The sequence below is a fragment of the Ruegeria sp. BI7 genome, from assembly GCF_056537925.1.
Genome location: NZ_JBQFSK010000003.1, coordinates 75,267 through 101,628, shown reverse-complemented (window position 1 = coordinate 101,628; position 26,362 = coordinate 75,267). Strand labels below are relative to the sequence as shown.

Genomic DNA, 26,362 nt, shown 5'->3' with positions numbered 1-26,362 from the left:
GGTTCATGCGCCCGCCAGCAGGAGGTCACACCCATGAAAACCCACACCCAGGCCGTTGTGATCGGAGGAGGTCTTGTCGGCTGCTCGATCCTTTATCATCTGGCCAAGCTCGGCTGGACCGACGCGGTGCTGCTGGAGCGGGATGAGCTGACCTCGGGTTCGACCTGGCATGCGGCGGCGAATATTCATGGGCTGCACGACAACAACAACATCACCCGTATCCAGCATTATACGATGAACCTGTATAAAGAGCTGGAAAAGGAAACCGGACAGGGCTGCGGCGTGTTCCAGTCGGGCTCGCTGTATCTGGCGCAGACCGAGGACCGCGAACACCAGCTGCGCCTGCAAGAGGCCAAGGCAAAATTCTACGGCCTGAACTTCTATGAGATCAGCTGCGAACAGGCGATGGAACTGCATCCGCTGGCGCAGTTCGACGATATCCGCTGTATCATGTTTGAACCAGATGGCGGCAACGTCGATCCGTCGGGTGTGACTCACGCCTACGCCGCAGGGGCGCGCGCGATGGGGGCAACGATTGAGCGGTTTTGCCCTGTAATAGGGACTGAACAGAAATCTGATGGCTCGTGGATCGTGCGCACCGAAAAGGGTGATATCCACACGCAGTGGGTGGTCAATGCCGGGGGTCTGTGGGGGCGAGAAGTCGCGGCGCTGGCCGGGATTGAACTGCCGCTGCAACCGACCGAGCACCAGTATTTCGTGACCGAGGCGATTGACGAGGTTGCGGAACTGGGCCGTCGCCTGCCCTCGATCGCCGATCGGGATGGTGAGTATTATTTCCGTCAGGAAGGAAACGGCCTGCTGATCGGAGCCTATGAGAAAGACATGCGGTTCTGGGCCGAAAACGGCACGCCGCTGGACTTCGCGCATGACCTGTTCCCCGACGATCTGGATCGGATCATGGAGAACGTGATCCGCGCTACCGAACGTGTGCCGGTGGCGGCAACAGCCGGGGTCAAACGGGTGATCAACGGCCCGATGATCTGGTCGCCGGACAGCAACGCGATCTGGGGGCCGGTGCCAGAACTGAAGAACTATTTCTGCTGTACCGGTATCATCCCCGGCTTCTCGCAATCCGGTGGCCTCGGGCTGTTGGCGGCGCAATGGATGGTCGAGGGCGAGCCGCAATATGACATGTTCGCCTGGGATCTGGCGCGGTTCGGCGACTGGGCCGATAAGAAATTCACCAAGGCGCGGGTCGAAGATGTCTATACCCATCGATTTGCCATCCATTTCCCGAACGAAGAACGCAGCGCTGGCCGTCCCGCCCGTGTGCGCCCCGCTTACGAGATGCAGAAGGAAATGGGCTGCGTCTTTGGCCTGAACTGTGGTTGGGAACACCCGCTTTGGTTCGCCGATCAGCCCGGCGCGGTCGAAACCAACGGGTTCACGCGTCAGAACTGGTGGCAGCCTGTGGGACGAGAGGTACAGATGCTGCGTGATCATGTGGGCGTCATCGATATCTCGAACTTCGCAAACTACGTGATCAAAGGGCCAGGCGCGTATGACTGGTTGGATCGTCTGGTGGCTAATCGGGTGCCGACCGAAGTGGGACGGTCCTGCCTGACGCCACTGATCTCGGTCCGGGGTGGCGTGGCCGGTGATTTCACCATCACCAAGGTGGCCGAGGATGAGTATATGATGATCGGCTCTGGCATGGCGGAACGCTATCATCAGCGCTTCTTCAACATGGTTGAACTGCCCGAAAGTACCACGTTGGAAGTTGCCACTAATCGTATCGCTGGCTTCAACGTGGCCGGGCCAAAATCGCGCGATCTGCTGCAACGGCTGACCAACGCGGACCTTTCGAACGAGGCGTTCCGCTTTATGCGGTCCCAGCCCATCGAAGTGGCCGGGGTGACCTGTCTGGCCATCCGCGTTTCGTTCACCGGTGATCTGGGGTGGGAGCTACACTGCGCCGAATCCGATCAAATCAGGCTCTATTCCGCGCTTTTGAATGCGGCGAAAGAGCTGAACGGTGGCCCGGTTGGCGGTCGCGCGTTGGGATCGCTGCGCATCGAAAAAGGCTACGGCTCGTGGGGACGGGAGTATTCTCAGGAATACTGGCCGCAAGAGGTCGGGTTGGCCGGCCTGATCAAACTGGACAAGGATTTCCTGAACAAAGACGCCTATCTGTCCATCAAAGATAATTCTGCCCGCGAAATGCTTTCGATCTTTGAGGTTGATGCCGTTGACGCTGATGCCACCGGAGGTGAGCCGATATTCATGCCAGATGGTACGCCTGTGGGCCGGGTGACCTCGGGTGCCTATGGCTATTCGGTGGGCAAGTCCCTGGCCGTTGGGTATGCCGACCCCAAGGTGGCCGGACCCGGCGATACGGTCGAAATCTACATTCTGGGCAAGCCGCACAGCGCCAGAATCCTCTCAGAACCGCCATTCGATCCCAAAGGTCTCAAATTACGTGATATTCAGCCGGTCGTCGAAGGCGTCTCATGACCGGAACTTTTGCCCGCGTTGCAGATTTTGCCCTGAACCGATCTGCCGATCAGATGCCCGACAGCGCCAAGGAAGCGGCTGCGCTGATGATGCTGGATACGATGGGCATCCTGATCGCCTCTGGCCCGATGGAGGCCGGGGTGATCGCACGCGACACGGCGGCCCTGCTCTATGGTAGCTCTGATCCGGACTACAGCGCCCGGATGATGTTCGACGGGCGTCCGGTCAGCATGGCCGGGGCGGCTTATGCGGCGGCGACCCAGACGGATAACCTGGATGGACATGACGGCTATAACCCGACTAAGGGGCATATTGGTGTCGTGGTTTTGCCCGCACTGATCGCCATGGCCGCCCATCGCCCGGATCTGACGGGCCCCGAAGCACTGGCGACGGTGATCACCGGCTATGAAATTGCCGGGCGCGCGGGGTTGTCGCTGCATGCCTCGGTCAGTGACTACCATACGTCAGGTGCATGGAACGCGTTGGGCGTAGTCGCGATGGCCGCCCGTCTGCGCGGCCATTCGCAGGATCAGATGCGGCAGGCGATGGGTATCGCCGAATATCACGGTCCCCGCAGCCAGATGATGCGCGAGATAGCCAACCCCACGATGCTGCATGACGGATCGGGTTGGGGTGCGCTTGTCGGAGTTTCAGCCGCTATTCTGGCCGAACGTGGCTTTACCGGTGCCCCCGCCATCACGATCGAGGCAGAAATCGCCGCGCCTCATTGGGCCGATCTAGGCCAGTTTTGGCAGGTCGAGCATCAATACGTGAAACCCTACCCAATCTGCCGTTGGGCCCATGCCGCAATCGACGGTGTCCGGGCGGTAATGCGGGACAATGACCTGTCTCATGCGCAAATCCGGTCTATTCAGATCAACACATTCCATCAGGGTGCTTGCCTGTATGCCGGAATGCCGGACACGACCTCTCAGGCACAGTATTCGTTGCCTTTCGCGGTGGCCGTGCAGGCGCTTTACGGTCGGATCGGGGTCGAGCATATTTCCGGTTCCGGTCTTTCTGACCCGGCAGTGGCCGCGCTGATACCCTTTATTCACGTGGCCGAGAGTGATCGTCACAATGCCCGCTTCCCCAAGGGTCGTTGGGCCGATGTCAGTATCGAAACCTCAGATGGGCAGATTTTCGATTCTGGAGATGTCCACGCCCGAGGCGGTCCCGAGGCCCCCATCAGCCGCGAAGAAGTGATCACCAAGTACTCGGAATTCGCAACGCCAGTCATCGGCCCGACCCGGGCTGCGGCAATTCGGGATGCAATTTTGGGCTGGGTCGCGCCGGACTCTCGGATGTCTGACTTGTCTCCGTTGATATTTGATCCTTAGAAAATGTGTCGTTTACGTCGCGCGTGTCGACAAAAATCAGGAAAGTGTCCGCGTTAGAGCCGTATTCACGGCTGACTCAATATGGTAAACAACTCCGCAATCCTGTTGCGGGTTTCCATGCTGTCCCTCAATAGGTTCTCCGCGTCGGCCAGGGGCGTTTCAGGAAGTCGGGCCGGTGCGCCTGTTAGACCTTGGGATGTCTGGACGACCTGATCGAATTTGGTGTGATTTTCCAAATTCACTTGCTCTGGTAGATCGGCCAGCCAGAACAAGCGGTTTGCTTCATCCTCACGACCTGAGTCGCGCATCAGATCACCCGCCGCCGCAAAATCCTCTGCTGCAATCAGGGCTTCAGTCCGCAGCATAATCGCTGTGTCCGTCTGATCATCGTCCAGTTCCAGCATCGCTTGATGCGGACGCTGATCCAATAGCGCGGCTTTGGCCCGCAGACGGGCACGCTCACCCCGCCTCAGTCTGTCCTGAGGACGCTTTGCTAGTGCGTATGCATGTTGTGAAAACCCAAGCTTTGCCAGTCGGTCAGCAACGGCAATGGCTGTGTCGGTTGTCAGATTTTGGGAATGCTTATGTGACAAGATCAGGACGCGGCGCAAAAAGGTCGCATCATCAGCGCGTTCGGTCAGGATAAGCACCGCACGGTTCAGAGCGTCCGCGGATTCCGCATCCTCTGACAGCTCTGTCAACAAATCCAGAGAGGCATCGAATTCCTGACTCAGGCTTAGCGCGACCATATGGGTTTGTTTCATCAGGGGGCCGATGTCAGAACGGCGAAACTCAATCGTGTAGGATTCCGCCAGATCCAGTTCCTGAGGAGAGATTGCGCCACGTTCCACCCAACGTTTGTCGACCAGTCGGGCCAGTGCCAACGGCGCCTCAAGCGTGGCGTCTGACGCTTCGATCGCTTCAGTCAGCAAGGCTTCGGTCCGGGGGGCGTCACCTTCGGCCGCTGCAACCTTGGCCTTTGCCTGCGCGACATTTGCGCTGGTTTGCGTCTTGACGCGATCGACCGAGCGCAAGATCCGCCGGGCGGCTTCTAACTCGTCCCCGTCTACCAGAATGTCCGACAAGGCCGGGCCGACATGGCGCCGCAGATGGTCCGGTAAGCGGGCAAAAGACTGTTCAATAGCCGTTAGATTGGCGTCGCCTTGCAAGTCGCCTTCACTCAGCGCCGCCCACAAAGCCGCATCGCCTTCGCAACGCTGCAAGCCCTGGAACGGATTGTCTTCGATCAGCGGCCCATCATCCAGAACACGGGCAATGGCCGCGATGTGTTCGGTTTCCAAAGATCGCTCGTCCAGCAGGTCCAACGCCCGGATCGCTTCGGCGCCAAACCCGGAATGCGCGTACAGTTTCGCCAGTTTCAGCGCGCTCTCTTTGTCGATGGTATCGAATTCTTGGTACAGTTCTGATCGAAGCTGTGCGGCTTGTTCTGGAAACGGACGCTCGTCAGACCAATGGTCAAAAGCCAGCTCGGCGCTGGATACGCAGGGTGGGCGCCGTTCCACTTTTGGAACATCCGGACCCAAAAGCCCGTTCAAACCGTCCAAAATCGAAGTCACTTGAACATTCAATTCAACATCGGCTGGCAAAAACAGGCTTTGATTTCCGTTGGGTGCGCGTGGCCCCGCCGGCGCAATGTTCAGATCAATGATTCCGCGGTCTGCCCCCTGCAGCAGCCGGGTCGAAAGCTGGTCTTCGAATCCGTTTGCGTTGAGGTTCAACAGCGGCAGGGCCAGTGCATCAATGGTCTGCTCCGGGCCTGTCGTTTTGATTTCTTTTGGGGCTTTGGGCAGGACCGGGGCCGGAATATCAATGGTGAGCGGCGGCAGGAAGGTGCCCGGCGCGATATCAATCACAATCATCGTACTTTTGAAAAGAAAGGCCGAAGCAACACAATCGCAACCGAACTCCAGTTCCAGTGCGCCGCCTGGTTCGGCCTGCGAAATCGCAGCAAGTCGGTTTTGCGCCAGGCGTTGGAAAACGGACTCGGTTCGGTATGTCACATCCTTCAGCGCGACGCTCAGGCGTGCGCCGTTTTTTGTCTGTTTCAGAACCCAATCGGTGTCTTGAGGCACTTGAACCACCAATCTGGTATAACCTTCATGCTCACCCGAGCGCACCGTCAGATCTTGCGCTGCGGCTCCGCTGGCCCCGGCGATGAACGCCGAGAATAAGAATGCAAACCGGGTCATGCGGCCGCCTGTTTGAGTTCTTTCAACGCTTTTTCCAACTCGGTGAAATCAGGGCGGTTGTGGGTTGGGGTGTTCTGACGCCCAACCTCAATGCACATGGCAGCGTTGTGGTTGTGCAGATTGGCGACCAACACTTCTTTAATCAGCTGGTAGAAGTGGTTGTCTTCTTCGACGACAGCTTTCAGTTTGCCCGCGAAAGGTCCGACCAGGCCATAAGCCAGAAACACCCCAAGAAAGGTCCCCACCAGGGCGCCGCCGATCAATTTACCCAGCACTTCGGGGGGCTGGTCAATCGAGCCCATCGTCTTGATCACGCCAAGAACCGCCGCAACGATGCCCAAGGCGGGTAGGCCATCCGCAACCGTCTGCAAGGCGTGGCTGGAATGCATCGCATAGTGGAAGTTCGCCTCCATCCGCTTTTCAAGAACTTCTTCCACCTGATGCGGATCATCATAGTTCATCGAGGCGGCGCGCATCGTATCGCAGATCAGGTCAACGGCCTCTTTATCTGCCTGAATTTTCGGGTAAGCCGAGAACAGAGATGAATTTTCCGGGTCTTCGATATGTTGTTCCACCTCGACCGGGTTGGCCTTGGCAATACGGATCAGCGAAAACAGCAGGCACAGCAGGTCGCGGTAGTCCTCAGGTTTCCATTTTGGTCCTTTGAACACTTTGCCCATGTCTTTGAGGGTGTGTTTGACGGCGCTCATGTCATTGCTGATCAGGAAAGCGCCAACAGCGGCACCGCCGATCATCATCATCTCAAAAGGAAGCGATTTCAAAATGATGGTCATTTTGCCGCCCGCAGCCAGATAACCGCCGAACACCATGGCGAAAATGACGACAATTCCGATTATTCCGATCATGGGTGATCTCCAGCAAAATCCTGTGCGGGGTTAGAGTTTTATTCCTGTGGGGCGGCGGCGTTGCGGCCTGCCATTATGACGCTGATGGTATAGGCGGCTTCGGGGCGCAGCCCGGCCAGAACACCAGCAGCCGCATCGGGCGGCATGCGAGACAGGAATCCGGCGGCAAAGCTTGGGTCCATCGTCTCAAACAACGCTGCGGCGTCCTTGGGTTTCATGCTTTGATAGACATCCGTCAGGCGCGTCAGATCGGTCTCGGCAGCTTTTTCGGCAATGGCGAGCGTCGCGCGCAGGGCCTCTTCGGCCTCTTGCAGGGCAACCAGTCGCGTCTCGATCGCCTGATCGGCGATGGCCAATGCCTTTTCCTTGTCAAGCGCTGCTGCCTCGCGCTTTTTCAGCGCTTCTTCCCGGCGCAGCAGTTCGGTCAGCAGGACCTGTGCGCCGGGCAGATCGGCCTGTGCGTGTTTGACTTTGGGAGCATAAGGTTCGGCAGTTTTTGCCAACGCTGGTCCTGCTTCCAGCCCAAGACGAATCGCGGCAGACCCGATCATCAGCAAAGAGATGACGGCCAGCACGCCACCTTTTGGGCGCCTATCGGCTTTCCGGCGGGTCATGATGCGGCCTCACCCTGAGAGCGATCGTGGCGGAAGAACATCAAGCCGCCCGGCCGCTTGGCCGGTTTTGGGGCGGTCGCGTCCTTTTTTGGCTTCTCGGGCGCTGCGATCGTTTCAGCGACTTCATCTAACTCAGCCACGGCGGATTCCGCCTGTTCCTCGGGTGCGGCGCTGATATCTTCTTCGGTGTCGGTCGACTGGTCGGGTTTGTCTTGCGATGGAACGACGTCGTGCATCGAAGCCATCATCAGCTCTAACCGTTGCGCCACCGATTCGGCCCGCTGCGTCAGCTCTTTCAATTCCGCACCGGACTGGTCCGAGGCTGCTCGTGCGGCACCCAGGGATTTCTTAAGCTCATCCGCCTGGGTCGATAGAACAGCAACCGCGCCGCCCACGCCTTTTTCCAGATCGGTGAAGCGTTTCAGCCGTCGGGACAGCACGAAACAATACAGACCCGCACCCAGCGCGCCGGCGACCAGCAAAATATCTGCAATCAGCTCCAATTTCGCCTCCTAGTTCAAAACGAATTCCATCACGAGAACGTCGCGCACGCGGCCTTCTCCGACGACGATTTCAATGCGGCGCAGCAGATGGCCGCGGATGCGCATCAGGGCCAGAGAATCTTCAAGGTCCGAGACTTCGACCGCGCGTAGATACCCGTTCAGGATGTCCATGATTCGGGGTTTCATCTTTTCGACATCGGCGGCGTATTCGCTGTTCACCTCAAGCTGAGCGTGAAATTTCAGATGCCGCGAGTCGCCTGCGTTCACCGACACGATCACCGGCGGCAGATCGATGAATCCCACTTGCGGCAGGGCCTTTACAGCCTTGCCCTTATCCGTTTCCTTGACGTCTTCCATTGCGGGCTTGCCACCAAAAGGAAGCAACCCGGAGGTGGTCAGGAAATAGCCACCAGCCGCCCCGGCCACGGCCAGAATCACCCCTATGATCATCCCTTTTTTCCCAGATTTTTTTGGTACTTCTGCCTGTTCTGCAGTCGCGTCAGTCATGACGTCCTCATTTGTCCGTTCTGCAATCGTCATAACCCGGCAGGGACTAACCGATTGTTAAGGGCAATCGTTCAAACAAGGGATGCGCCGGGCAGAATGTCGGCGAGTCGGAGGTGATCGTGCAGCAGATCGGAACTGTCTGGGCAAGTTTGGACAGGCGTAAACAAATCATCGTCGCCGGTGCAGTAGTGCTGGTTTTTCTTGGGGTTCTTGCGATGTCGCGACTGGTCACGGCGCCGTCGATGACCTTGCTTTATGCCGGGCTGGAAAGTGGCGCGGCGGGGGATGTCGTCCGCTCGCTGGATCAGCGCGGGGTGCCTTATGAGATTCGGGGCGGCTCGATCTACGTGCCCGGATCACAGCGAGATGAGCTGCGCATGACACTCGCCAGCGAGGGGATGCCCGCCAACGGCAATCAAGGCTATGAGCTGCTGGATTCACTTAGCGGGTTTGGCACCACCTCGCAGATGTTCGATGCCGCCTATTGGCGCGCAAAAGAAGGTGAGCTGGCCCGAACCATCGTTGGCAGCCCTCATGTCAGCCAGGCACGGGTTCATATTGCCAACGGATCGAACAACCCGTTTCAGCGCAGCGTGGCGCCGACGGCCTCGGTCTATCTGGTGCCGTCAGGGGCGCAGATCACATCCGATCAGGCCAAGGCGATCCGGTTTCTTGTGGCGTCTGCCGTCAGTGGTCTGGCGCCTGAGAATGTCACCGTGGTCGATTCGAACGGGGCGGTGATCGGCGCGCAGGAGACCGCAGTCGCTGCGGATACGGCAGATGACAAGGCGCGCCAGTTGCGCGAGCGTGTGATGCGATTGGTCGAGGCGCGCGTCGGCACGGGCAATGCTGTGGTTGAGGTCAGCGTCGACACCGTGACCAAGACCGAATCCATCCGCGAACGCCGTTTTGACCCCAATGGCCGCGTTGCCATCAGCACTGATGTCGAGGAACGCTCGGACAGCGCCCGCAATCAATCCGCCGATGTCACCGTGGCGTCGAACCTGCCGGATGGCGATGGCGCGGGTGGGGACGAATCGAATTCGAACGCGACGCAGACGCGGGAACGGGTGAATTACGAGGTCTCGGAAACCGAATTCGAAGTCCACAATGCCCCCGGTGCGATCAAGCGTCTGACGGTTGCGGTTCTGGTCAACGGCACACGGTCCGTGGATGCGACCGGAGTCGAGACATTTGAGCCGATGCCCGAATCCGAGATGGAGGCCTTGAAGGAGCTTGTGGCCTCGGCCGTGGGGTTCGACGCCGAACGCGGGGACGTCATCACCCTGAAATCGCTGGACCTGCCGGTGGTAGAGCCGCAGGGCACATTGGCAGCGGCCTCGATCTGGCAAAAGGTTCATTTCGACGCGATGTCGCTGATCCAGATGGCAGTGTTGGCGATTGTCTCGCTGGTGCTTGGGCTCTTCGTGATCCGTCCCATCCTGACCAAACCGGCGATGGCCCCGGCCTTGCTGCCCGCCGGGGCACCTCCTGAGCCCGAGGCCATTCTGACCGGCGAGATAGCGACTGACGAAAACGGACAATTTAGCGCGCTGCCGGGCCAGACTGCCGCTGGCTACGTCCCGGCGCTGGCCGCGCAGGCGGGCGCTGATCCGGTCGACCGATTGCGGGCTATGATCGGCGATAAAAAGGAAGAGACCGTCGAGATCCTGCGCAGCTGGCTTGAAGAAGGTGAGGAGCGTGTCTGATGTCGATTGCTCATCTTCTTGAGGATTTCACGCTGCAAGCTGGGGACGGCAAGCTGCACCTGCTGGACGAGGACGCGCTGGAGGAACAGCGGCTGGCAGCGTTCGAGCAAGGCTATAGCGCCGGTTGGGAAGACGCGCTTCAGGCGCAAGAACAAAGCCGAGGTCAGGTCTCAGACGGGCTGGCCAGATCGTTGGAGGACATGTCCTTTACTTATCATGAGGCTGTCACCCGCATGACATTGTCGCTGGACCCGATGTTCCAGAGCCTGGTGGACACTGTCCTGCCCGAAACGCTGGATCGCGGTTTTGCTGTCCGGTTGGCCGAACAGCTGACCGAAATGGCGCGGGAACAGATTGGCCAGCCGATGCAAATCTTCGTGCCCAAGGGCCGCGCGGCTGGGGTAGAGGCCCTGCTGCCGCAGGAACTGTCCTCACCCACTCGCGTGATCGAAGACCCCTCGTTAGAGCCAGGACAGGCCCGGTTGCAGGTCGGTACAACCCAGCGTGAGGTGGATTGCAGCGGTCTGCTCGCCGCGGTCGCGGGGGCATTTGACGCATATTTATTTGAGGCAAAAGAGGCAGTGAACCATGAATGATCCCCAAACTCCGAAACCCGAAAAAGCCAATCCGTTCGAGGCGGTTCCGATTGAGGTAACGGTCTCGGTCGGGCGTGCGCGCCCGCTGATCCGCGACCTGCTGAACATGGGTGAGAACGCCGTGCTGACGCTGGACAAGCGGATCGAGGACCCGGTCGACCTGTATGTCGGAGACCAACTGGTCGCCCGCGGCCTGCTGGAGGAGATGGAGGGCGATCAGGCCGGGCAGCTTGCTGTGCGCCTGACAGAGATTGCGGATTTGCAGAACGGGATCGGTTGATGCGGCTTCTGCTTTGGTTGGTTGTTGCGCTGGCGACACTGTCCCCGTCCCTGGCTGCGGCGCAAGAGCTGTCGCTGTCATTGGGCGAGGGGGGGTCGATCTCGGCGCGGACCATCCAGCTGATCCTTCTGATCACGATCCTCAGCCTGGCACCTGGGCTGGCGATCATGGTCACCTGTTTTCCGTTTCTGATCACCGTTCTGGCCATTCTGCGTCAAGGGATCGGATTGCAGCAATCGCCACCGAACATGCTGATCGTCAGCCTGGCGATGTTCCTGACTTACTTCATCATGGAGCCCGTATTTTCCGAGGCCTGGGCCACCGGTATTCGACCGATGGTCGAAGAAACCATGGCGGTCGAACCCGCGTTGCAGATTGCCATTCAACCCTTCCGAGCCTTTATGACCGCGCGGCTGGACCCGGATACGTTTCACGCGATGGCGGCCTTGCGACCTGACGGTGACGCTATCGCCCTGACGCCCGAGGCGCCGCTATCGATCCTGATGCCGTCCTTCATGCTGTCCGAGATTGCACGCGCCTTTCAGATCGGCTTTCTGATTTTCCTGCCATTTCTGATCATTGATCTGGTTGTGGCGGCGGTGCTGATGTCGATGGGAATGATGATGGTGCCGCCTGCGACGGTATCGCTGCCATTCAAGCTGGCGTTTTTTGTTATTGCGGATGGATGGTCTCTGATCGCTGGCGCGTTGGTGCGCAGCTATATGACATGAGATATCACTGCCGGGTGATTTGCAACCGCGCACGCAAGCCCTGATCCCCGGCCTCGAAGCTGAGGGTGCCCCCATGCTGTTCGGCAATTGTGGCCACGATAGTCAGGCCCAGACCGAACCCGTCTGAGGATCCGGTGTTCGACCCGCGCCGGAACGGTGCCATCAGGTTTTCAATATCAGTGACGGACAGATCGGCACCCTTGTCCTCGACCGTGATGGTCGCGGTGCGGGCGTCGGTTTCCAGCTGCACCTCGGCATGGCGGCCGTATTTCAGGGCGTTGTCGATCAGATTTGTTAACGCCCGTTTCAGAGAGATTGGCCGCCCCATCACCAGCATCCGCCGTGTCTCGGGCAAGGATCCATGCCCGCGTCGGGACATGAAGACCGATGGCGCGCCTTCGACTGCGACCGGGGCGATTTTCTTCAGGGTCACCGGCAGGTCCATGTCCTGATAATCAGCGACTACAGACTCGACCAGCGCGGTCAGGGAAATCTGACGGGGGTCTTCAACGCTGAGTTCCGAGCGTGTGTAAGTCAGCACGCTTTCGATCATGCCCGTCATCTGATCCACATCGGCCTCAAGCTTTTCGCGCAGTTCGTCATCGGCAATCAGGGCCGCGCGCAGGCGAACACGCGTGGCAGGGGTGCCAAGATCGTGACTGACACCAGACAGAACGGTAGCGCGTTTTTCAAGCTGCATGCGCTCTGCATCCAGATGGTCGTTCACGGCTGACACGATGTCGCGCAGTTCCGCCGGGCCGTCGGCATCATAGCTGCTCGGCCCGCCACGGCGCTTGCGGCCGCGCAGGGCGTTGGAAAACCGGGTGAAACTGTCCGAGACATTGCCGATCGATGTCAGGATGACCGCCAAAGCCACGATGGCGGCCAGAATGGCGGGCAGGCGCAGGTCGGCAGGGGCGGCCTTGCAACCCCAGATATCGGTGCCGTCCACCTGCTGCCAGCCCCTGTGTCCGAACCGGGCGACCAGGATTGGCTCGCTGCAATAGGTGGCCAGAAGGCGGGTCAGATTGCCCATCTTCTCGGCCCCGGTCTGGTCAACGCGGGACAGAAGATCAGACACCGGATAAACCAGCCGGTCGGACATCACCGCCAGCGTCAGTTCGCGCCCGGCCAGGGGGGCGGTGTTGTCGGTCAGGATCGACAGGTTGGTGACAAAGCTGCGATCCGACAGGCCGGGCAGTTGCTCGAACCGCCCGGCATCGGCCAACTGCGCAGCTTCGGGGGGCAAGGGGGTGATCGTGATCCCCGGCGGCGGGATTTTGCTGACCCGCAGCTCTTCATAGACGGAAAACCCTGCGACATAGGCGCGTGTCAGAAAGTCATCCCAGGCGCGGGCCGAAGAAAACCACAGCCCGGCGGAGAGAAGCCCCGAGGCAAAGGCGGCCCCTGTCCAGATCCAGCCCAGGCTGCGCAGGCGCGGGGCGCGCACGGTCATGCGTCCTCTTCCACCGACACTTCGGCCGCAAAGACATAGCCGACCCCGCGTTCGGTACGCAGCATCTGCGGGTCTTTCGGGTTGACCTCGATTTTCGAACGCAACCGACCAACCAGCATGTCGATGGCGCGACCCTGCGCCTCGGGTTTGTCGGCGCTGCCGGTGACGTCCAGCGCAGCGGCGATCTCATCCCGGGTCAGGGGGATATGCGGGTTGGCCAGCAAAACCTTGAGCAGCGCAGTTTCCCGTTGTGACAGGGGAACCAGATAACCCTCGGGCGAATGCACCTCATCCCGCTTGCCGTCATAGACCCAGTCGTTGAACCGAAAGCTATGTGTGCGGCGGCGATAGGCCAGCGACGGCGTACGCCGGGCGCGTTGCATCACAGCACGAACCCGCGCTAGCATCAGCTGCGGGTTGAAAGGCTTGGCGATATAGTCGTCGGCCCCGACCTCGTACCCCGCCATGCGCTGATGGTCGGCTGACAGGGCCGAAACCAGAATGATCGGCACATCCTGTTCAGCCCGCAGGCGGGCGCAGATCTCGACTCCGTTCTCATCCCCAAGCATCACATCCAGCAGGATCAGGTCGATCCGTCCCGCTGTCAGATGGTTGCGGATTTCAGCCTCGGAACTGGCGGGCAGGGCGACGAACCCGTTCTGATGCAGGAATTGGGTCATCATCGACCGCATTTCAGGGTCGTCATCCACCACCAAAAGTCGCGGAATGCTCACGCGGTTTGTCCTCCCAGTTTCTGCTCCTCCGACATCATCCATTGTAACGAACGGAAACAGATTCAATGTCAACGTAACACGCTGTAACAAAAGCGGTGAATTTTTGGGTGGTTGCCTGACTTTGGCGCGGATTCAGCGTTGCCAGATGGCGAACTGGTCTCAGAATAACGGGCATCGCTGCATCAGCAGTCACTAAGTTCTCTAGGGAGGAGACAGACAATGAAGCATTTTGCATTCGCCACCGTTTCGACATTGGCCGTTGTGGCCGGGTCGTCGGTTCTGGCCGAGCCGCAGGCCGAGGTTCTGCATTGGTGGACGTCGGGTGGTGAGGCCAAGTCGGTCGCCGTACTGCAGGAAGAGTTCGCGTCGAATGGCGGAACCTGGACCGATATGCCGGTTGCTGGTGGTGGCGGTGACGCGGCCATGACCGCGTTGCGTGCCCGGGTGCTGGCCGGAAACGCGCCGACCGCAGTTCAGCTGAAAGGCCCCGCAATTCAGGAATGGTACGAAGAGGGCGTTCTGGCCGATATCTCATCCGTGGCCGACGCCGAAGGCTGGGCGGATGTGCTGCCCGCATCTATCGCAGGTCACATGAAGTGCGAGGGCACATGGTGCGCCGCACCAGTGAACGTACATCGCGTAGACTGGATCTGGGCCAATGCTGATGTTCTGGCCGCAAATGGCATCGAGATGCCGACCACTTGGGATGAGTTCAACGCCGCTGCGACCAAGTTGATGGATGCCGGTGTTATCCCTCTGGCCCATGGTGGTCAGTCGTGGCAGGACGCCACTGTGTTCGAAGCCGTTGTGCTGGGTATCGGCGGCCCCGAGTTCTATCAGAAAGCACTGGTTGATCTGGACCCCGAAGCCCTGACCTCGGACACGATGGTTCAGGTGTTTGACCAGATGCGTATGATGCGCGGTTACGTGGACGAGAACTTCTCGGGTCGTGACTGGAACCTGGCCACCGCGATGGTGATGAATGGCGAGGCCGCTTTCCAGATCATGGGCGACTGGGCCAAGGGTGAATTCCTGGCGGCTGGCAAGAAGCCCGGCGAAGACTTCCTGTGCGCCTCGACCCCCGGCGACGGCTATCTGTACAACGTCGACAGCTTTGCCATGTTCAACGTGGACGGTGACGACAAGAAAGCCGGTCAGGATCTGCTGGCCAAGCTGATCGTCGCACCGAACTTCCAGAAAGTGTTCAACCTGAACAAGGGCTCGATCCCTGCTCGCACCGACGTGGCGCTGGATGACTTTGACATCTGCGCCAATCTGTCGGCCGAAGACATGGGGTCGACCTCGGCAGCTGGTTCGCTGTTGCCGTCCTATGCCCACGGTATGGCGCTGCGCGGATCGCAGTCCGGCGCAATCACTGACGTTGTGACCGCTCATTTCAACTCGGAAATGTCCTCGGCTGACGCGGTTCAGCAACTGGCGGACGCAGTGGCCAACAGCTACTGATCCGAACCGGTTCTGCCCCTATACTGACGGGGCAGAACCTCTTTTCTCCCGGAGGAAAAAATGTCCGAATGGCTGGAAAACCACCTTCCCAAGGTGGTGCTGGCACCGTCGTTCATTGCCGTATTGATCTTTGTCTACGGCTTTATCGGATGGACGGCCTGGGTGTCACTGACCCGATCGAAACTGTTGCCGAAATACGAGATCAAGGGATTCATCCAGTATGAACGCCTGTTCGACTCACCCCGCTGGGATACGGCAATCAACAACCTGTATATCTTTGGCGCGCTGTTCATCGTGATTGCGATGGTGCTGGGACTGTTGCTGGCCATCCTGCTGGATCAGAAGATCCGCGTCGAAGGTGCGATCCGGACGATTTACCTGTACCCTATGGCGCTGTCGATGATCGTGACTGGCACGGCTTGGAAGTGGATTTTGAACCCCGGGTTGGGCATTGAATCCATGGTGCAGGGTTGGGGCTTTCCGAATTTCGAGTTCGACTGGCTGGTGAACCCCGATTACGCGATCTATACGATCGTAATCGCTGCTATCTGGCAGAGCTCGGGCTTTGTTATGGCGTTGTTTCTGGCAGGTCTGCGGTCTGTGGATGGCGAAATCATCAAGGCCGCGCAGGTCGATGGTATTCCCACTTGGCGCATCTATACGGCGATCATCATCCCGTCGATGGCTCCGATCTTCCTGTCGGCGTTCATCGTGCTGGCCCACCTTGCGATCAAGAGCTTTGACCTGGTCATCGCCCTGACAGGCGGCGGTCCGGGCTACGCGACCGATCTGCCTGCCACTTACATGTATGCCATGGCGTTTTCGCGCGGCGATATCGGTCAGGCGGCATCCTCCGCGATGATCATGATGCTTGTCGTCTTTGCCATCGTGGTTCCCTATCTTTACTCAGAGCTGAGGGCGAAAAATGACTGATCTGTCGATGCCCCAAACCCAAACCCGCACCCAAAGCGCCACGGGCAAGATCGCCTTGCGCTGGTTGCTGTATGTCCTGCTGGGCCTGTTTGCGCTGTATTACCTGATGCCGCTTTTCGTGATGTTGACCACGTCGCTTAAAAGCCTTGAGGAAATTCGCACAGGCAGCCTGATCTCGCTGCCGCGTGAGGTCAGCTTTGACGCCTGGAAAACCGCGTGGTCCGGGGCTTGCACCGGTATCCAGTGTGAAGGGCTGCGGCCGTACTTCTGGAACTCGGTCCTGATCGCGGTGCCTGCGGTGGCCCTTTCGACCCTACTGGGCGCGCTGAATGGCTATGTCGTGGCGCAATGGCGGTTCAAAGGCGCTAATATCATCTTCTCGCTGATGCTGTTTGGTTGCTTCATCCCGTTTCAGGTTGTGCTGCTGCCGATGGCGCGTCTGCTGGGCATGATGGGGATCGCCGGGACCATTCCGGGTCTGATCTTCGTCCACGTGATTTATGGCCTCGGTTTCACCACACTGTTTTTCCGCAATTACTATGTCACCATTCCGGCCGAGCTGACCAAGGCGGCCCGGGTCGATGGGGCCGGATTCCTGCGGATATTCTGGTCGATCTTCCTACCGCTGTCGCTGCCCATCATCGTGGTGACCGTGATCTGGCAGTTCACGCAGATCTGGAATGACTTCCTGTTCGGCGTGTCGTTCAGCCAGGCGGGGACGCAGCCCGTGACCGTGGCGCTCAACAACATCGTAAACTCCACCACCGGCGTCAAAGAGTACAACGTCGACATGGCCGCCGCGATCATCGCGGGGTTACCGACGCTGCTCGTTTATGTCGTCGCCGGTAAGTATTTCATCCGCGGTCTGACCGCTGGCTCAGTGAAGGGATAACCCATGGCTCCCATCCTCGATATTAACAATCTGTACAAGAATTACGGCGCAACCGAGGTTCTGAAGGACATCAACATTTCGATCGAACCGGGTGATTTCCTGGTGCTGGTCGGCCCCTCGGGTTGCGGCAAGTCCACCCTGCTGAACTGTATTGCGGGGCTGGAGGAAATCACCGGTGGTACGCTATCCATCGGGGGCAAGGACATGACCCATGTCAGCCCCAAGGATCGCGACATCGCGATGGTGTTCCAGTCTTATGCCCTGTATCCGACCATGTCGGTGGCCAAGAACATCACCTTTGGCATGAAGGTACGCGGGGTCGATCAGGCGACGCAGGAGGCCAAGCTGAACGAGGTTGCCTCGTTGCTGCAGATCGAACCGCTGCTGAACCGCCGCCCCAGCCAATTGTCAGGCGGTCAGCGTCAGCGGGTGGCGATGGGCCGGGCACTGGTGCGCGATCCCAAACTGTTTCTGTTTGACGAGCCGCTGTCGAACCTTGACGCGAAGCTGCGGGTCGAGATGCGAACCGAGATCAAGAAACTGCATCAGACGCTGGATGCCTCGATCGTCTACGTGACCCATGACCAGATCGAGGCGATGACGCTGGCGACCAAGATCGTGGTTCTCAAAGGTGGAATCGTGCAGCAGATCGGCAGCCCGGCTGAAATCTACAACAACCCGGCCAATCTGTTTGTGGCTGATTTCATGGGCTCACCGGCGATGAACCTGATCCCGGCGCAAGCGTCAAAGACCGGCCCGGGCACGCAGATCGCCATTGCACGTGAAACGGGCGAGACACTGGTTCTGAACGATGCCCGCGATCTGTCACTGCCCGAGGATGTGATTCTGGGCCTACGCCCCGAAGACATTGCCGAGGCGGGGTTCCGTGCCGGTGATGGTGTGCAAGAGGCCTCCTGTATGGTCGACATGGTCGAACCGGCGGGGGCTGATACTTATGTAGTCTCGGAACTGGGCGGCAAACAGGTTACTGCGCGGCTGCACGCGGAAACCAGCGCGCAGGCGGGCAAGATGTTGAACCTGGCCTTTGACATGAGCAAGGTGTCCTATTTCGCCAAGGAAACTGGCGAACGGCTGAACTAAACAAAAAAGCCGCGCGAACCCAATCGCGCGGCTTTTTTCAATTTGTGAACCGGATCAGCCGACCCTGTTCCGTTTCATATCCTTGATCAGACGGTTCAGATCGCCGCCGCGCGCATCCAGCATTGCGCCGATCTCGGTCCGCTCGGTCAGCAGCATATTCACCCCTTCGATGAACATGTTGAAGAACTTGTCGCGGCCCGATTTGTCCGACACCAGGAAGGTTACTTCGAACGGGGAAGAGCCCTGCAGCTTGACCGAGGTGCGCACCTCGTATCCTGCCTTAATCTTGCGGGCATTGCGAACAGTGACCTGACCGCCAATGAATTCGCGGAAGCGGCGGCCATATTTGTTGGAAATATAGCCCTGAAATGCACTAGTGAATTGCTTGATTTGCGACGGGCTGGCTGATCGGCCATCGGCCCCCAGCACATAGCGCGCCATGATTGGCACGTCGGCATATTGCACGAAGATCTTTTCAAAATCGCGGATCATCGCCTTTTCAGATTTACCCGAGGCGATCACGCGGTTGATATCGTCCACGACACTGACAACCAACGCCTTGGCGCTGGCTTCGGTCTGGGCAAAAGCGGGCAGGGCGGATAGCGCCAAACCGGCCAGGCCGGTGGCGATAAAGCCGCGTCGGTTCAGATGGTTATTCGGCATAGGGGTCCTCGTAGGGGTCTAGGTAGGGGTCCCTGACTGGGTCAGTCCCGATATCTGCATAAGGGTCATCGTACAGACCCAGATAGGCGTCCTCATCGTCGCGTGCCAGTTCAAAGCGGCGGTTTTGGATGTAAATTGTCTGTGCCTGCGCATAGCTGTCGGCGCTTTCATACAGGATTGAATCCACCGTATCCGAGAACCGGCCCCGATCACCCATGCGGCGGACGACCTCGGCATATACGCCGATATTGTCCACCGGACGGACCGGTGTGAAATTGATCGGATTCGAGAATAGATTGACCACAACACCAATCGCATCCCGTTGGGTTGACGGGCCATAGAAAGGCAGCTCGACATAAGCGCCCTCGCCAACGCCCCAAACATGCAGGGTCTCGCCGAAATCGGTATCCACCGGCGGCAGGTTCAACTCGGCAGCGGGGTCAGACAGGCCCAAGCCGCCCACAGTGGTATTGACCACAAAGCGCAGCAAAGCGTTGCCAGATTGTTTGACATTGCCTTGCAACAGGTAGTCCAGCGCCTGCCCGGGCATCGTCAGGTTTTCAGCGAAATGGTTAAAGCTTGTCACCATCGGATCGGGTACGATCTTGACATAGCCTTTCGAGGCCGGACGGAACAGAAACCGGTCAACGCCCAGGTTGAATTTGTGAATGCCCCGGTTGGTGTTCTCATAGGGATCGAACACCTCATTCGACGGGGTCCCCTCCGGCGGTCGCGTGGCGCAGGCGCTAAGGAATGCCATCACGGACATGACGATAAGGTGCTTCAGGCGGGGTCTGCTCAACACGGTCTTTGCCACTCCTAAACGTTCGGGTTCCACACGCCCGAACTGTCAATCAATACTGCCCGTGGCCACATAGCATGGCCCAATCCGATGTCACATATACGTTTCGCAACCAGTATGAAACAAAAAGCGTTTAACCTGTGCGACGTACTTACGTAAAGTGGTACAGGTTCAACTGTTCGGCATAGGAAGAGTTACGCTGACCGCTCTGGGTCGTCTATCCCCGTTTTCGTACTTTCCGATCCCGGTCTTCCCGGTTAGCTTCGCCCCGACTCAAAGATTGGGAGGAAACTTCATGAGCATCGCAGCAAAACTGGAAAGCCTGGGCGTCAACCTACCGGACGCGCCTGCGCCGGCGGCGAACTATGTACCCTTCGTTCGGGTGGGCAACATCGTCTATGTCTCGGGCCAGATTTCCAAGGATGACGATCTGATCACCGGCAAGCTGGGCGATGACATGGAAATCGAAGCTGGTGCCGCGGCGGCAAAGGTTTGCGCCATCAATCTGCTGGCGCAGGTCAAGGCAGCCTGTGGCGGTGACATCAACAAACTGGTGCGCGTGATCAAGCTGACTGGTTTCGTGAACTCGACCGCTGATTTCACAGCGCAGCCACAGGTGATCAACGGGGCGTCGGATTTCCTTGTCGAAGCCCTGGGTGAGGCTGGCCGTCATTCCCGCTCGGCCGTCAGCGCCGCGGCACTGCCGCTGGGCGTGGCCGTCGAAATCGAAGGTATTTTCGAGGTTCAATGACACCGCCTTTGCCGTCTGTATTCCTGCAGGCCCCGATTGCGCATCGGGCGCTGCATGACCTTTCGGAAAACCGCCCGGAAAACAGCCGGGCGGCCATCCGTGCGGCTGTCGAGGCCGGGTATGGGATCGAGATTGATTTGCAGCGGACCTCGGACAGTCGGGCAATGGTGTTTCATGATTACGACATGACACGCCTGACCGGGCAGCCCGGCCCTATTCAGCAGGTGACAGCGACACAGGCGCAGGCGACACAGCTGCTGCATGCTGATGATGGTATTCCGACGCTGGACGACGTGCTTGCACAGGTGGACGGCAAGGTTCCCTTGCTGATCGAGTTCAAGGATCAGGACGGCGCGATGGGTTCCAATGTCGGATCACTTGAGGCCGACGCGGTACGGGCCTTGCAGGGTTATGACGGGCCAGTGGCCTTGATGTCTTTCAATCCCAACAGCGTGGCCGAACTGGCGCGTCTTGCCCCCCATCTGCCGCGCGGGTTGGTGACCTGTTCTTACCAGCCCAAGGTCGAGCTGCTGCCGCAGAAGGTCTGCGATCACCTGCGCGACATACCCGATTTCGACAGGGTCGGCGCCAGCTTTATCAGCCATGAGGTCGCCGATCTGTCCCGCCCCCGCGTGGCCGAACTGAAGGCGCGCGGCGTGCCGGTTCTGTGTTGGACCGTACGCTCGGCCGAGCAAGAAGCTCAGGCCCGAACGGTTGCCGATAACGTGACCTTCGAAGGGTATTTGGCGCCACATCCGGGTTGAACCTGCCCCTCGGTGTCACAGATAAAGATCAGACGCGGAGGGCACATGGATCAGGCGCAAATCGAAGTTCAGGTTCTGAGATCGCTTTCGCAGATTTCTGCGACCGAATGGGATGCCTGCGCCTGCCCCGAGGCCGCCGACGGTGGTCAGCCGCTTGATCCCTTTACCACGCATCGATTCCTGCTGGCGCTGGAAAACAGCGGTTCGGTTGGGCCGGGAACTGGCTGGCAACCGCAATACCTGACCGCATATCTGGATGGGATGCTGATCGCGGCCGCGCCGATGTACGCCAAATTGCACAGTCAAGGCGAATACATCTTCGACCACAGCTGGGCCCATGCTTATGAAAACGCAGGCGGGCGGTATTACCCCAAACTGCAGATCGCGGTACCGTTCACTCCGGCCACCGGGCGGCGGTTTCTGGTGCGACCGGGCTACGAGGTGCCGGGCATGTCGGCCCTGGTGCAAGGGGCCGTGCAGATTGCAGCCGATAACCGGGTGTCTTCGGTTCATGCCACGTTCTGCACCGAGGACGAAGCGCTGGCGGGCGAACAGATGGGTCTGTTGCTGCGTCAATCACAGCAGTTTCACTGGCTTAACGACCAATATGTGGATTTTGATGGGTTTCTGGCCGCGCTGTCCTCGCGCAAGCGCAAGAATATCCGTAAGGAACGCGCGCAGGCCTGTGAATTTGGCGGAGAAATTCACACCTATTCCGGTGATGATCTGCGCCCTGAACATTGGGATGCGTTCTGGCGGTTCTATCAGGATACCGGCGCGCGGAAGTGGGGATCGCCTTACCTGACGCGACAATTCTTTGATATCGCTCAGGAAACCATGACGGATGATATGGCGTTGGTTCTGGCAGAGAGGGATGGCTATCCGATTGCAGGGGCACTAAATTTTATTGGGCGCGAAACGCTTTATGGCCGCTATTGGGGCTGCGTCGAACATCACCCCTGCCTGCATTTTGAATTGTGCTACTATAGGGCGATCGACTTTGCCATTGCCGAAGGATTGGCCCGTGTTGAGGCCGGTGCGCAAGGCGAACACAAGTTGGCGCGGGGCTATCTTCCCATGCGCACGTATAGCTTGCATTGGGTCGCCGACCCCGGCTTTGCCGATGCGATCAAAAAATACCTGGACGCCGAGGCCCACGCAGTGGGACAAGAGATTGAGATTCTGACGGAATACGGCCCGTTCAGGAAATCGAACCCGGAGGAACAGCAATGACCGAACTATTGTCGCCCGAGACCCGCGGACCGCTTCTGGACCCGCTGTTCAACAACGGCTGGACCATGGTTGAAGACCGGGATGCGATCACCAAGACCTTTATCTTCGAAGATTTCGTGCATGCCTTTGGCTGGATGACGCAGGTGGCGATTTTTGCCGAAAAGTGGAATCACCACCCCGAATGGTCCAACGTCTATCGCACCGTCGAGGTGACGCTGGCCACCCATGACGTCGGCGGCATTTCGGCGTTGGACGCCAAGCTGGCGCGCAAGATGGACAGTCTGTGCTAACGGTTGCCTGAGCCAACCCCGCCTGCAAGCGACGCGGTTATGCCCATCTGCTCGAACTCGGCGGGTGTTACGGTGCCACTGCTGACATCGATGTCGCGCGGAATACCGGTTGTCCGGTTTCCGATCTGACGGACACTGCGCGCAGCCGGGTTAATGTCCAGACACTTGGTGTTATAGCAGGTCAACCCGGATGTGTTGATCTGAATGCGTTCCTGCCCGTCCGGTCCGGTCACGACCGGAGCCTGCGGCGCATCGCAGGCTGCAAGCAGTCCGAAAGCGGCAAGAAATCCCCATTTGTACATGGCTCACCTTTGCCAGAAACGCCCTGCACGTTGCGGGGCGCTTGTTTCAATCCAGGATGCCGTTCTGGTTTTTGTCGGCGGCCTCAAAATCGTCGCCCATCTGTGCGTCGTATTCCGGCCGTGAGATAAAGTTGTCATTGTTGCGATCAACTTTCCGAAATTGTTCTAAGCCCAGATGCGGCTTTGCCTCTTCCAATCCCACCGAACCGTCCTTGTCTTCATCCATTGCCTGATAGGCATAATCGGAAAAGTCATTGTACTCATCGCGGGACAGGAAGCCGTCATTGTTTTTGTCGATGGCTCTCAGTTCTTTTTCGTGCAGCCCTCTGACGGTTTCAGCCGTGGCCGCGCCGCCCAGTACAAGGACCGCAGCAATCAATATTCCACGTGTCATCTTGGCTCTCCTCAGCATGCGTATCTGTTGCCTTCAATGGCACCGGCGGCTGCGCCCGCCGCTGTCAGGATGGATTTTCCTGACCCGCCACCGAATTGGTTGCCGATTGCGCCGCCAATCAGCGCTCCGCCCAGTGATCCGCTGAGGCATGCGATTTCGTGCTGTCGCGCTGCCTGTTGCTGAGGGGTGGGCGCTGGGCCGCAGGCGGCCAGTGCCCCCGCCGTGCCCAGTAATAGGGTGAATACCTTCAGTTTCATCAATGAACTCCCTGATTGTATGCCACAACTATTGGCGGATCAGGACGTTGCATCAAGTTAAATAGCGTTCAAGGCCCCGAGGTGACCCGGGGCCGCGCGCAGATTCAGATCGCGTCCAGCAGGCTCTCGCCTGCCGAAATCTCGCAAGCACCAGGGCTTTCTTCCAGGTTCAGAGCAGTCACTTTGCCGTCTTCGACCAGCATGGCATAGCGCTTTGACCGGGAATACAACCCGGCGGGCGGGGCATCGAATTCCATGCCGATGGCCTTGGTGAACTCGGCCGAGGCATCGCCCAGCATGGTCAGACCTGCATCAGTTGCGCCGGTGGCCTCGCCCCAGGCTTTCATCACGAACGGGTCGTTGACCGAAACGCAGATGATCTCATCCACGCCATTGGCGGTAAACTGGTCTTTGGTGCGAATGAAGCTGGGCACATGGGCCGAACTGCAGGTCGGCGTGTATGCTCCGGGCACCGCAAAGATCACCACTTTGCGCCCTTTGGTTTTGTCTGAAATCCGCACCTCTTCGGGGCCGTCTGCGCCCAGTTGCGTCAGTGTGGCGTCGGGCAGTGTCTCACCTGTTGAAATCATTTTTTAAGCTCCTGTCGTTTGGATTTGCAGAGTCGGGCTCAGCCGCAATATAGGTGGTCGCGTGGATGAGACCACGGGAATTCGACACGGTGGGAGGAACATGAGCCATATTGTCGTCATCGGTGCCGGGCAGGCGGGGTCGTCGCTTGTTGCCAGGCTGCGCAAAGACGGGTTCGAAGGGGACGTCACTCTGATAGGGGCCGAGCCGCATCTGCCTTATCAGCGCCCGCCGCTGTCCAAGGCTTATCTGCTGGGTGAAATGGAGCTGGAGCGCCTGTTCCTGCGGCCCGAAAGCTTCTACGCCGAGAACAATATCACCCTACGTTTGGGTCAGCGCGTGACGGCGATTGATCCGCAGGCCAAAACCGTGACCGTGGGGGATGAGGTCATCGCATATGACGAACTGGCCCTGACCACCGGGTCGGACCCGCGCTACCTGCCTGCCGCGATTGGCGGTGATCTTGAAGGTGTCCACGTAGTACGCGATCTGGCCCATATCGACGAGATGGAGCCCCGCGTGAAAGATGGCGCGCGCGCCCTGATCGTGGGCGGCGGCTATATCGGGCTTGAGGCCGCGGCTGTCTGCGCCAAGCGCGGGGTCAAGGTGACTTTGGTCGAGATGGCCGACCGCATCCTGCAACGGGTCGCCGCGCCCGAGACCAGCGATTACTTCCGCGCATTGCACAGTGAATATGGCGCCGATATCCGCGAAGGTGTCGGGCTGGATCGTCTGGTGGGCGACAACGGCAAGGTGGTTGGTGCGGTTCTGACCGACGGCACCGAGATCAAGGTCGATTTTGTTGTCGTTGGTGTGGGCATCGTCCCATCAACCCAACTGGCCGAGATTGCAGGGCTTGAGTTGGAGAACGGCATCAAGACCGATGCGCATGGTCGAACCTCTGATCCGGCTATCTGGGCGGCAGGCGACTGCGCGTCCTTCCCACATGGCGATGCCCGTATTCGTCTGGAAAGCGTGCCGAACGCGATTGATCAGGCCGAGATCGTGGCCCAGAACATGCTGGGCGCGGCCAAGGACTATGTGGCGACGCCGTGGTTCTGGTCGGATCAGTATGACGTCAAACTGCAGATCGCGGGCCTGAACACCGGCTATGACCGCGTGGTGACCCGTCAGGGTGACGGTCAGACCGTGTCCTTCTGGTACTACAACGGCGATCAGCTGATCGCCGTTGACGCGATGAATGATCCTCGCGCGTATATGGTTGGCAAGCGCCTGATTGAGGCGGGCAAAACCGCTGATCCGGCCGTGGTCGCCGACCCTGACGCGGATCTGAAACCGCTGCTCAAGGCGTGAGGATCATCGCCGGAGAGTTCCGGGGCCGGGCCTTGGCGTCGATCGGCAAAGGGGATGCGGGCGCTCATTTGCGCCCCACCACCGACCGGGTGCGCGAAAGCCTGTTCAACGTGTTGGGTCATCAGATCGACTTTGATGGGCTGCGCGTTCTGGACCTGTTTGCCGGAACCGGCGCGCTGGGGCTTGAGGCGCTGTCGCGTGGCGCTGCACAGGTGACCTTTGTGGATGACGGGCGGGTGGCGCAGGGGCTGATCCGCAAGAATATCGACCTGACCCGCAGCGCCGATCGCACCACCTTGATCCGCCGGGACGCCACGCGGCTGGGCGAAAATCCGGGTGCGCCCTATGATCTGATCTTTCTGGATCCGCCTTATGGAAAATCCATGGGGCAAAAGGCCATCGCTGCCCTGTCCCATGGCTGGATTGCCGACGACGCGCTGATCGTGTGGGAGGAAAACAGCCCCATGGCAGCGCCGCAGGGGTTCGACCTGCAGGACAGCCGGAAATACGGTGACACGCATATCTCGTTGATGTGGCGAAATGTTTCAGGCTGAAACCCTGCGGGCAAGGTTCTGCTGACACCCGGTTTGCAC

At 59.2% G+C, this 26,362-nt stretch carries 29 protein-coding genes; 16 read left to right on the top strand and 13 right to left on the bottom strand.

The window, feature by feature from the left end; translation table 11 throughout:
• The first annotated feature begins 33 nt into the window (after positions 1–33).
• On the top strand, positions 34–2,475 hold the full coding sequence (locus ACR0JB_RS09970) for a GcvT family protein (RefSeq protein WP_170506259.1): 2,442 nt from the start codon (positions 34–36) through the stop codon (positions 2,473–2,475).
• Complete coding sequence (locus ACR0JB_RS09965) at positions 2,472–3,815, top strand: MmgE/PrpD family protein (RefSeq protein ID WP_170396628.1); 1,344 nt, start codon at positions 2,472–2,474, stop codon at positions 3,813–3,815. Before ACR0JB_RS09970 ends, ACR0JB_RS09965 begins: the two co-directional genes overlap by 4 nt.
• Before the next feature lie 65 nt (positions 3,816–3,880).
• On the opposite strand, the gene ACR0JB_RS09960 is transcribed toward ACR0JB_RS09965, so the two are convergent.
• Genes ACR0JB_RS09960 through ACR0JB_RS09940 form a run of 5 tightly spaced genes read right to left on the bottom strand, consistent with a single transcriptional unit; the run spans position 3,881 to position 8,515 of the window.
• On the bottom strand, positions 3,881–6,025 hold the full coding sequence (locus ACR0JB_RS09960) for a hypothetical protein (RefSeq protein ID WP_480789888.1): 2,145 nt from the start codon (positions 6,023–6,025) through the stop codon (positions 3,881–3,883).
• On the bottom strand, positions 6,022–6,891 hold the full coding sequence (motA, locus tag ACR0JB_RS09955) for a flagellar motor stator protein MotA (protein ID WP_480789887.1): 870 nt from the start codon (positions 6,889–6,891) through the stop codon (positions 6,022–6,024). The genes ACR0JB_RS09960 and motA overlap by 4 nt, the downstream gene beginning before the upstream one ends.
• A gap of 38 nt (positions 6,892–6,929) precedes the next feature.
• Positions 6,930–7,505 (bottom strand): MotE family protein, encoded by a 576-nt coding sequence (locus ACR0JB_RS09950; RefSeq protein ID WP_170550004.1) that lies wholly within the window; start codon positions 7,503–7,505, stop codon positions 6,930–6,932.
• A complete protein-coding gene (locus tag ACR0JB_RS09945; protein ID WP_170396621.1) occupies positions 7,502–8,008 on the bottom strand; it encodes a DUF6468 domain-containing protein in 507 nt (168 codons plus the stop codon). The genes ACR0JB_RS09950 and ACR0JB_RS09945 overlap by 4 nt, the downstream gene beginning before the upstream one ends.
• Before the next feature lie 9 nt (positions 8,009–8,017).
• The gene (locus tag ACR0JB_RS09940; RefSeq protein ID WP_480647717.1) at positions 8,018–8,515 is read right to left on the bottom strand and encodes a flagellar basal body-associated FliL family protein; all 498 of its coding nucleotides are present in this window, start codon (positions 8,513–8,515) and stop codon (positions 8,018–8,020) included.
• A 119-nt stretch (positions 8,516–8,634) separates the two neighbouring features.
• Here ACR0JB_RS09940 and fliF point away from each other — a divergent pair, with 119 nt between their 5' ends.
• The 4 genes from fliF to fliP are packed head-to-tail and all read left to right on the top strand — an operon-like array spanning position 8,635 to position 11,831.
• Entirely contained in the window at positions 8,635–10,224 is a 1,590-nt protein-coding gene (gene fliF / locus ACR0JB_RS09935) for a flagellar basal-body MS-ring/collar protein FliF (protein WP_480789886.1), read from the top strand.
• A complete protein-coding gene (locus ACR0JB_RS09930; protein ID WP_170396615.1) occupies positions 10,224–10,820 on the top strand; it encodes a FliH/SctL family protein in 597 nt (198 codons plus the stop codon). Before fliF ends, ACR0JB_RS09930 begins: the two co-directional genes overlap by 1 nt.
• Positions 10,813–11,100, top strand: a complete 288-nt coding sequence (locus ACR0JB_RS09925; protein WP_170360799.1) for a FliM/FliN family flagellar motor switch protein — start codon at positions 10,813–10,815, stop codon at positions 11,098–11,100. Before ACR0JB_RS09930 ends, ACR0JB_RS09925 begins: the two co-directional genes overlap by 8 nt.
• Positions 11,100–11,831, top strand: coding sequence for a flagellar type III secretion system pore protein FliP (gene fliP / locus ACR0JB_RS09920; RefSeq protein WP_170396613.1), 732 nt, complete (start codon positions 11,100–11,102; stop codon positions 11,829–11,831). The genes ACR0JB_RS09925 and fliP overlap by 1 nt, the downstream gene beginning before the upstream one ends.
• A 4-nt stretch (positions 11,832–11,835) precedes the next feature.
• Here the strand turns inward: fliP and ACR0JB_RS09915 are convergent, their stop codons facing one another.
• Positions 11,836–13,287: a sensor histidine kinase gene (locus ACR0JB_RS09915; RefSeq protein WP_170396611.1), complete on the bottom strand. Its 1,452-nt coding sequence runs from the start codon at positions 13,285–13,287 to the stop codon at positions 11,836–11,838.
• A complete protein-coding gene (locus tag ACR0JB_RS09910; RefSeq protein WP_170396609.1) occupies positions 13,284–14,021 on the bottom strand; it encodes a response regulator transcription factor in 738 nt (245 codons plus the stop codon). The genes ACR0JB_RS09915 and ACR0JB_RS09910 overlap by 4 nt, the downstream gene beginning before the upstream one ends.
• Before the next feature lie 219 nt (positions 14,022–14,240).
• Between ACR0JB_RS09910 and ACR0JB_RS09905 the strand changes: the two genes are divergently transcribed.
• Genes ACR0JB_RS09905 through ACR0JB_RS09890 form a run of 4 tightly spaced genes read left to right on the top strand, consistent with a single transcriptional unit; the run spans position 14,241 to position 18,411 of the window.
• Positions 14,241–15,485 (top strand): ABC transporter substrate-binding protein, encoded by a 1,245-nt coding sequence (locus tag ACR0JB_RS09905; RefSeq protein WP_170396607.1) that lies wholly within the window; start codon positions 14,241–14,243, stop codon positions 15,483–15,485.
• 60 nt (positions 15,486–15,545) lie between these two features.
• A complete protein-coding gene (locus ACR0JB_RS09900) occupies positions 15,546–16,418 on the top strand; it encodes a carbohydrate ABC transporter permease (RefSeq protein WP_039543053.1) in 873 nt (290 codons plus the stop codon).
• Entirely contained in the window at positions 16,411–17,310 is a 900-nt protein-coding gene (locus tag ACR0JB_RS09895) for a carbohydrate ABC transporter permease (RefSeq protein WP_170349753.1), read from the top strand. Before ACR0JB_RS09900 ends, ACR0JB_RS09895 begins: the two co-directional genes overlap by 8 nt.
• Positions 17,311–17,313: 3 nt before the next feature.
• A complete protein-coding gene (locus ACR0JB_RS09890; RefSeq protein ID WP_170349754.1) occupies positions 17,314–18,411 on the top strand; it encodes an ABC transporter ATP-binding protein in 1,098 nt (365 codons plus the stop codon).
• 54 nt (positions 18,412–18,465) lie between these two features.
• Here the strand turns inward: ACR0JB_RS09890 and ACR0JB_RS09885 are convergent, their stop codons facing one another.
• Both ACR0JB_RS09885 and ACR0JB_RS09880 read right to left on the bottom strand, forming a co-directional pair.
• Entirely contained in the window at positions 18,466–19,074 is a 609-nt protein-coding gene (locus tag ACR0JB_RS09885) for an MlaC/ttg2D family ABC transporter substrate-binding protein (RefSeq protein WP_170396605.1), read from the bottom strand.
• Positions 19,064–19,843, bottom strand: a complete 780-nt coding sequence (locus ACR0JB_RS09880; protein WP_170349851.1) for an MlaA family lipoprotein — start codon at positions 19,841–19,843, stop codon at positions 19,064–19,066. Before ACR0JB_RS09880 ends, ACR0JB_RS09885 begins: the two co-directional genes overlap by 11 nt.
• A gap of 328 nt (positions 19,844–20,171) precedes the next feature.
• Between ACR0JB_RS09880 and ACR0JB_RS09875 the strand changes: the two genes are divergently transcribed.
• The 4 genes from ACR0JB_RS09875 to ACR0JB_RS09860 are packed head-to-tail and all read left to right on the top strand — an operon-like array spanning position 20,172 to position 22,914.
• Positions 20,172–20,627, top strand: coding sequence for a RidA family protein (locus ACR0JB_RS09875; RefSeq protein WP_170396603.1), 456 nt, complete (start codon positions 20,172–20,174; stop codon positions 20,625–20,627).
• Positions 20,624–21,391: a glycerophosphodiester phosphodiesterase family protein gene (locus ACR0JB_RS09870; RefSeq protein WP_170506251.1), complete on the top strand. Its 768-nt coding sequence runs from the start codon at positions 20,624–20,626 to the stop codon at positions 21,389–21,391. Before ACR0JB_RS09875 ends, ACR0JB_RS09870 begins: the two co-directional genes overlap by 4 nt.
• A 45-nt stretch (positions 21,392–21,436) precedes the next feature.
• Positions 21,437–22,624, top strand: a complete 1,188-nt coding sequence (locus tag ACR0JB_RS09865; protein ID WP_480789885.1) for a GNAT family N-acetyltransferase — start codon at positions 21,437–21,439, stop codon at positions 22,622–22,624.
• The gene (locus tag ACR0JB_RS09860) at positions 22,621–22,914 is read left to right on the top strand and encodes a 4a-hydroxytetrahydrobiopterin dehydratase (RefSeq protein ID WP_170396597.1); all 294 of its coding nucleotides are present in this window, start codon (positions 22,621–22,623) and stop codon (positions 22,912–22,914) included. The genes ACR0JB_RS09865 and ACR0JB_RS09860 overlap by 4 nt, the downstream gene beginning before the upstream one ends.
• Here the strand turns inward: ACR0JB_RS09860 and ACR0JB_RS09855 are convergent.
• The 4 genes from ACR0JB_RS09855 to ACR0JB_RS09840 form a co-directional block, all read right to left on the bottom strand.
• Entirely contained in the window at positions 22,911–23,216 is a 306-nt protein-coding gene (locus ACR0JB_RS09855; protein WP_170577898.1) for a hypothetical protein, read from the bottom strand. The two genes, ACR0JB_RS09860 and ACR0JB_RS09855, sit on opposite strands and share 4 nt — an antisense overlap.
• A 46-nt stretch (positions 23,217–23,262) precedes the next feature.
• On the bottom strand, positions 23,263–23,610 hold the full coding sequence (locus ACR0JB_RS09850) for an EF-hand domain-containing protein (protein ID WP_254442411.1): 348 nt from the start codon (positions 23,608–23,610) through the stop codon (positions 23,263–23,265).
• An 11-nt stretch (positions 23,611–23,621) separates the two neighbouring features.
• Positions 23,622–23,867, bottom strand: coding sequence for a glycine zipper 2TM domain-containing protein (locus ACR0JB_RS09845; protein ID WP_058282649.1), 246 nt, complete (start codon positions 23,865–23,867; stop codon positions 23,622–23,624).
• A gap of 104 nt (positions 23,868–23,971) precedes the next feature.
• Positions 23,972–24,457: a redoxin family protein gene (locus ACR0JB_RS09840; protein WP_480789884.1), complete on the bottom strand. Its 486-nt coding sequence runs from the start codon at positions 24,455–24,457 to the stop codon at positions 23,972–23,974.
• 100 nt (positions 24,458–24,557) lie between these two features.
• Between ACR0JB_RS09840 and ACR0JB_RS09835 the strand changes: the two genes are divergently transcribed.
• Both ACR0JB_RS09835 and rsmD read left to right on the top strand, forming a co-directional pair.
• Positions 24,558–25,769, top strand: coding sequence for an NAD(P)/FAD-dependent oxidoreductase (locus ACR0JB_RS09835; RefSeq protein WP_480789883.1), 1,212 nt, complete (start codon positions 24,558–24,560; stop codon positions 25,767–25,769).
• Complete coding sequence (rsmD, locus tag ACR0JB_RS09830) at positions 25,766–26,323, top strand: 16S rRNA (guanine(966)-N(2))-methyltransferase RsmD (protein WP_480789882.1); 558 nt, start codon at positions 25,766–25,768, stop codon at positions 26,321–26,323. The genes ACR0JB_RS09835 and rsmD overlap by 4 nt, the downstream gene beginning before the upstream one ends.
• Positions 26,324–26,362 lie beyond the last annotated feature (39 nt).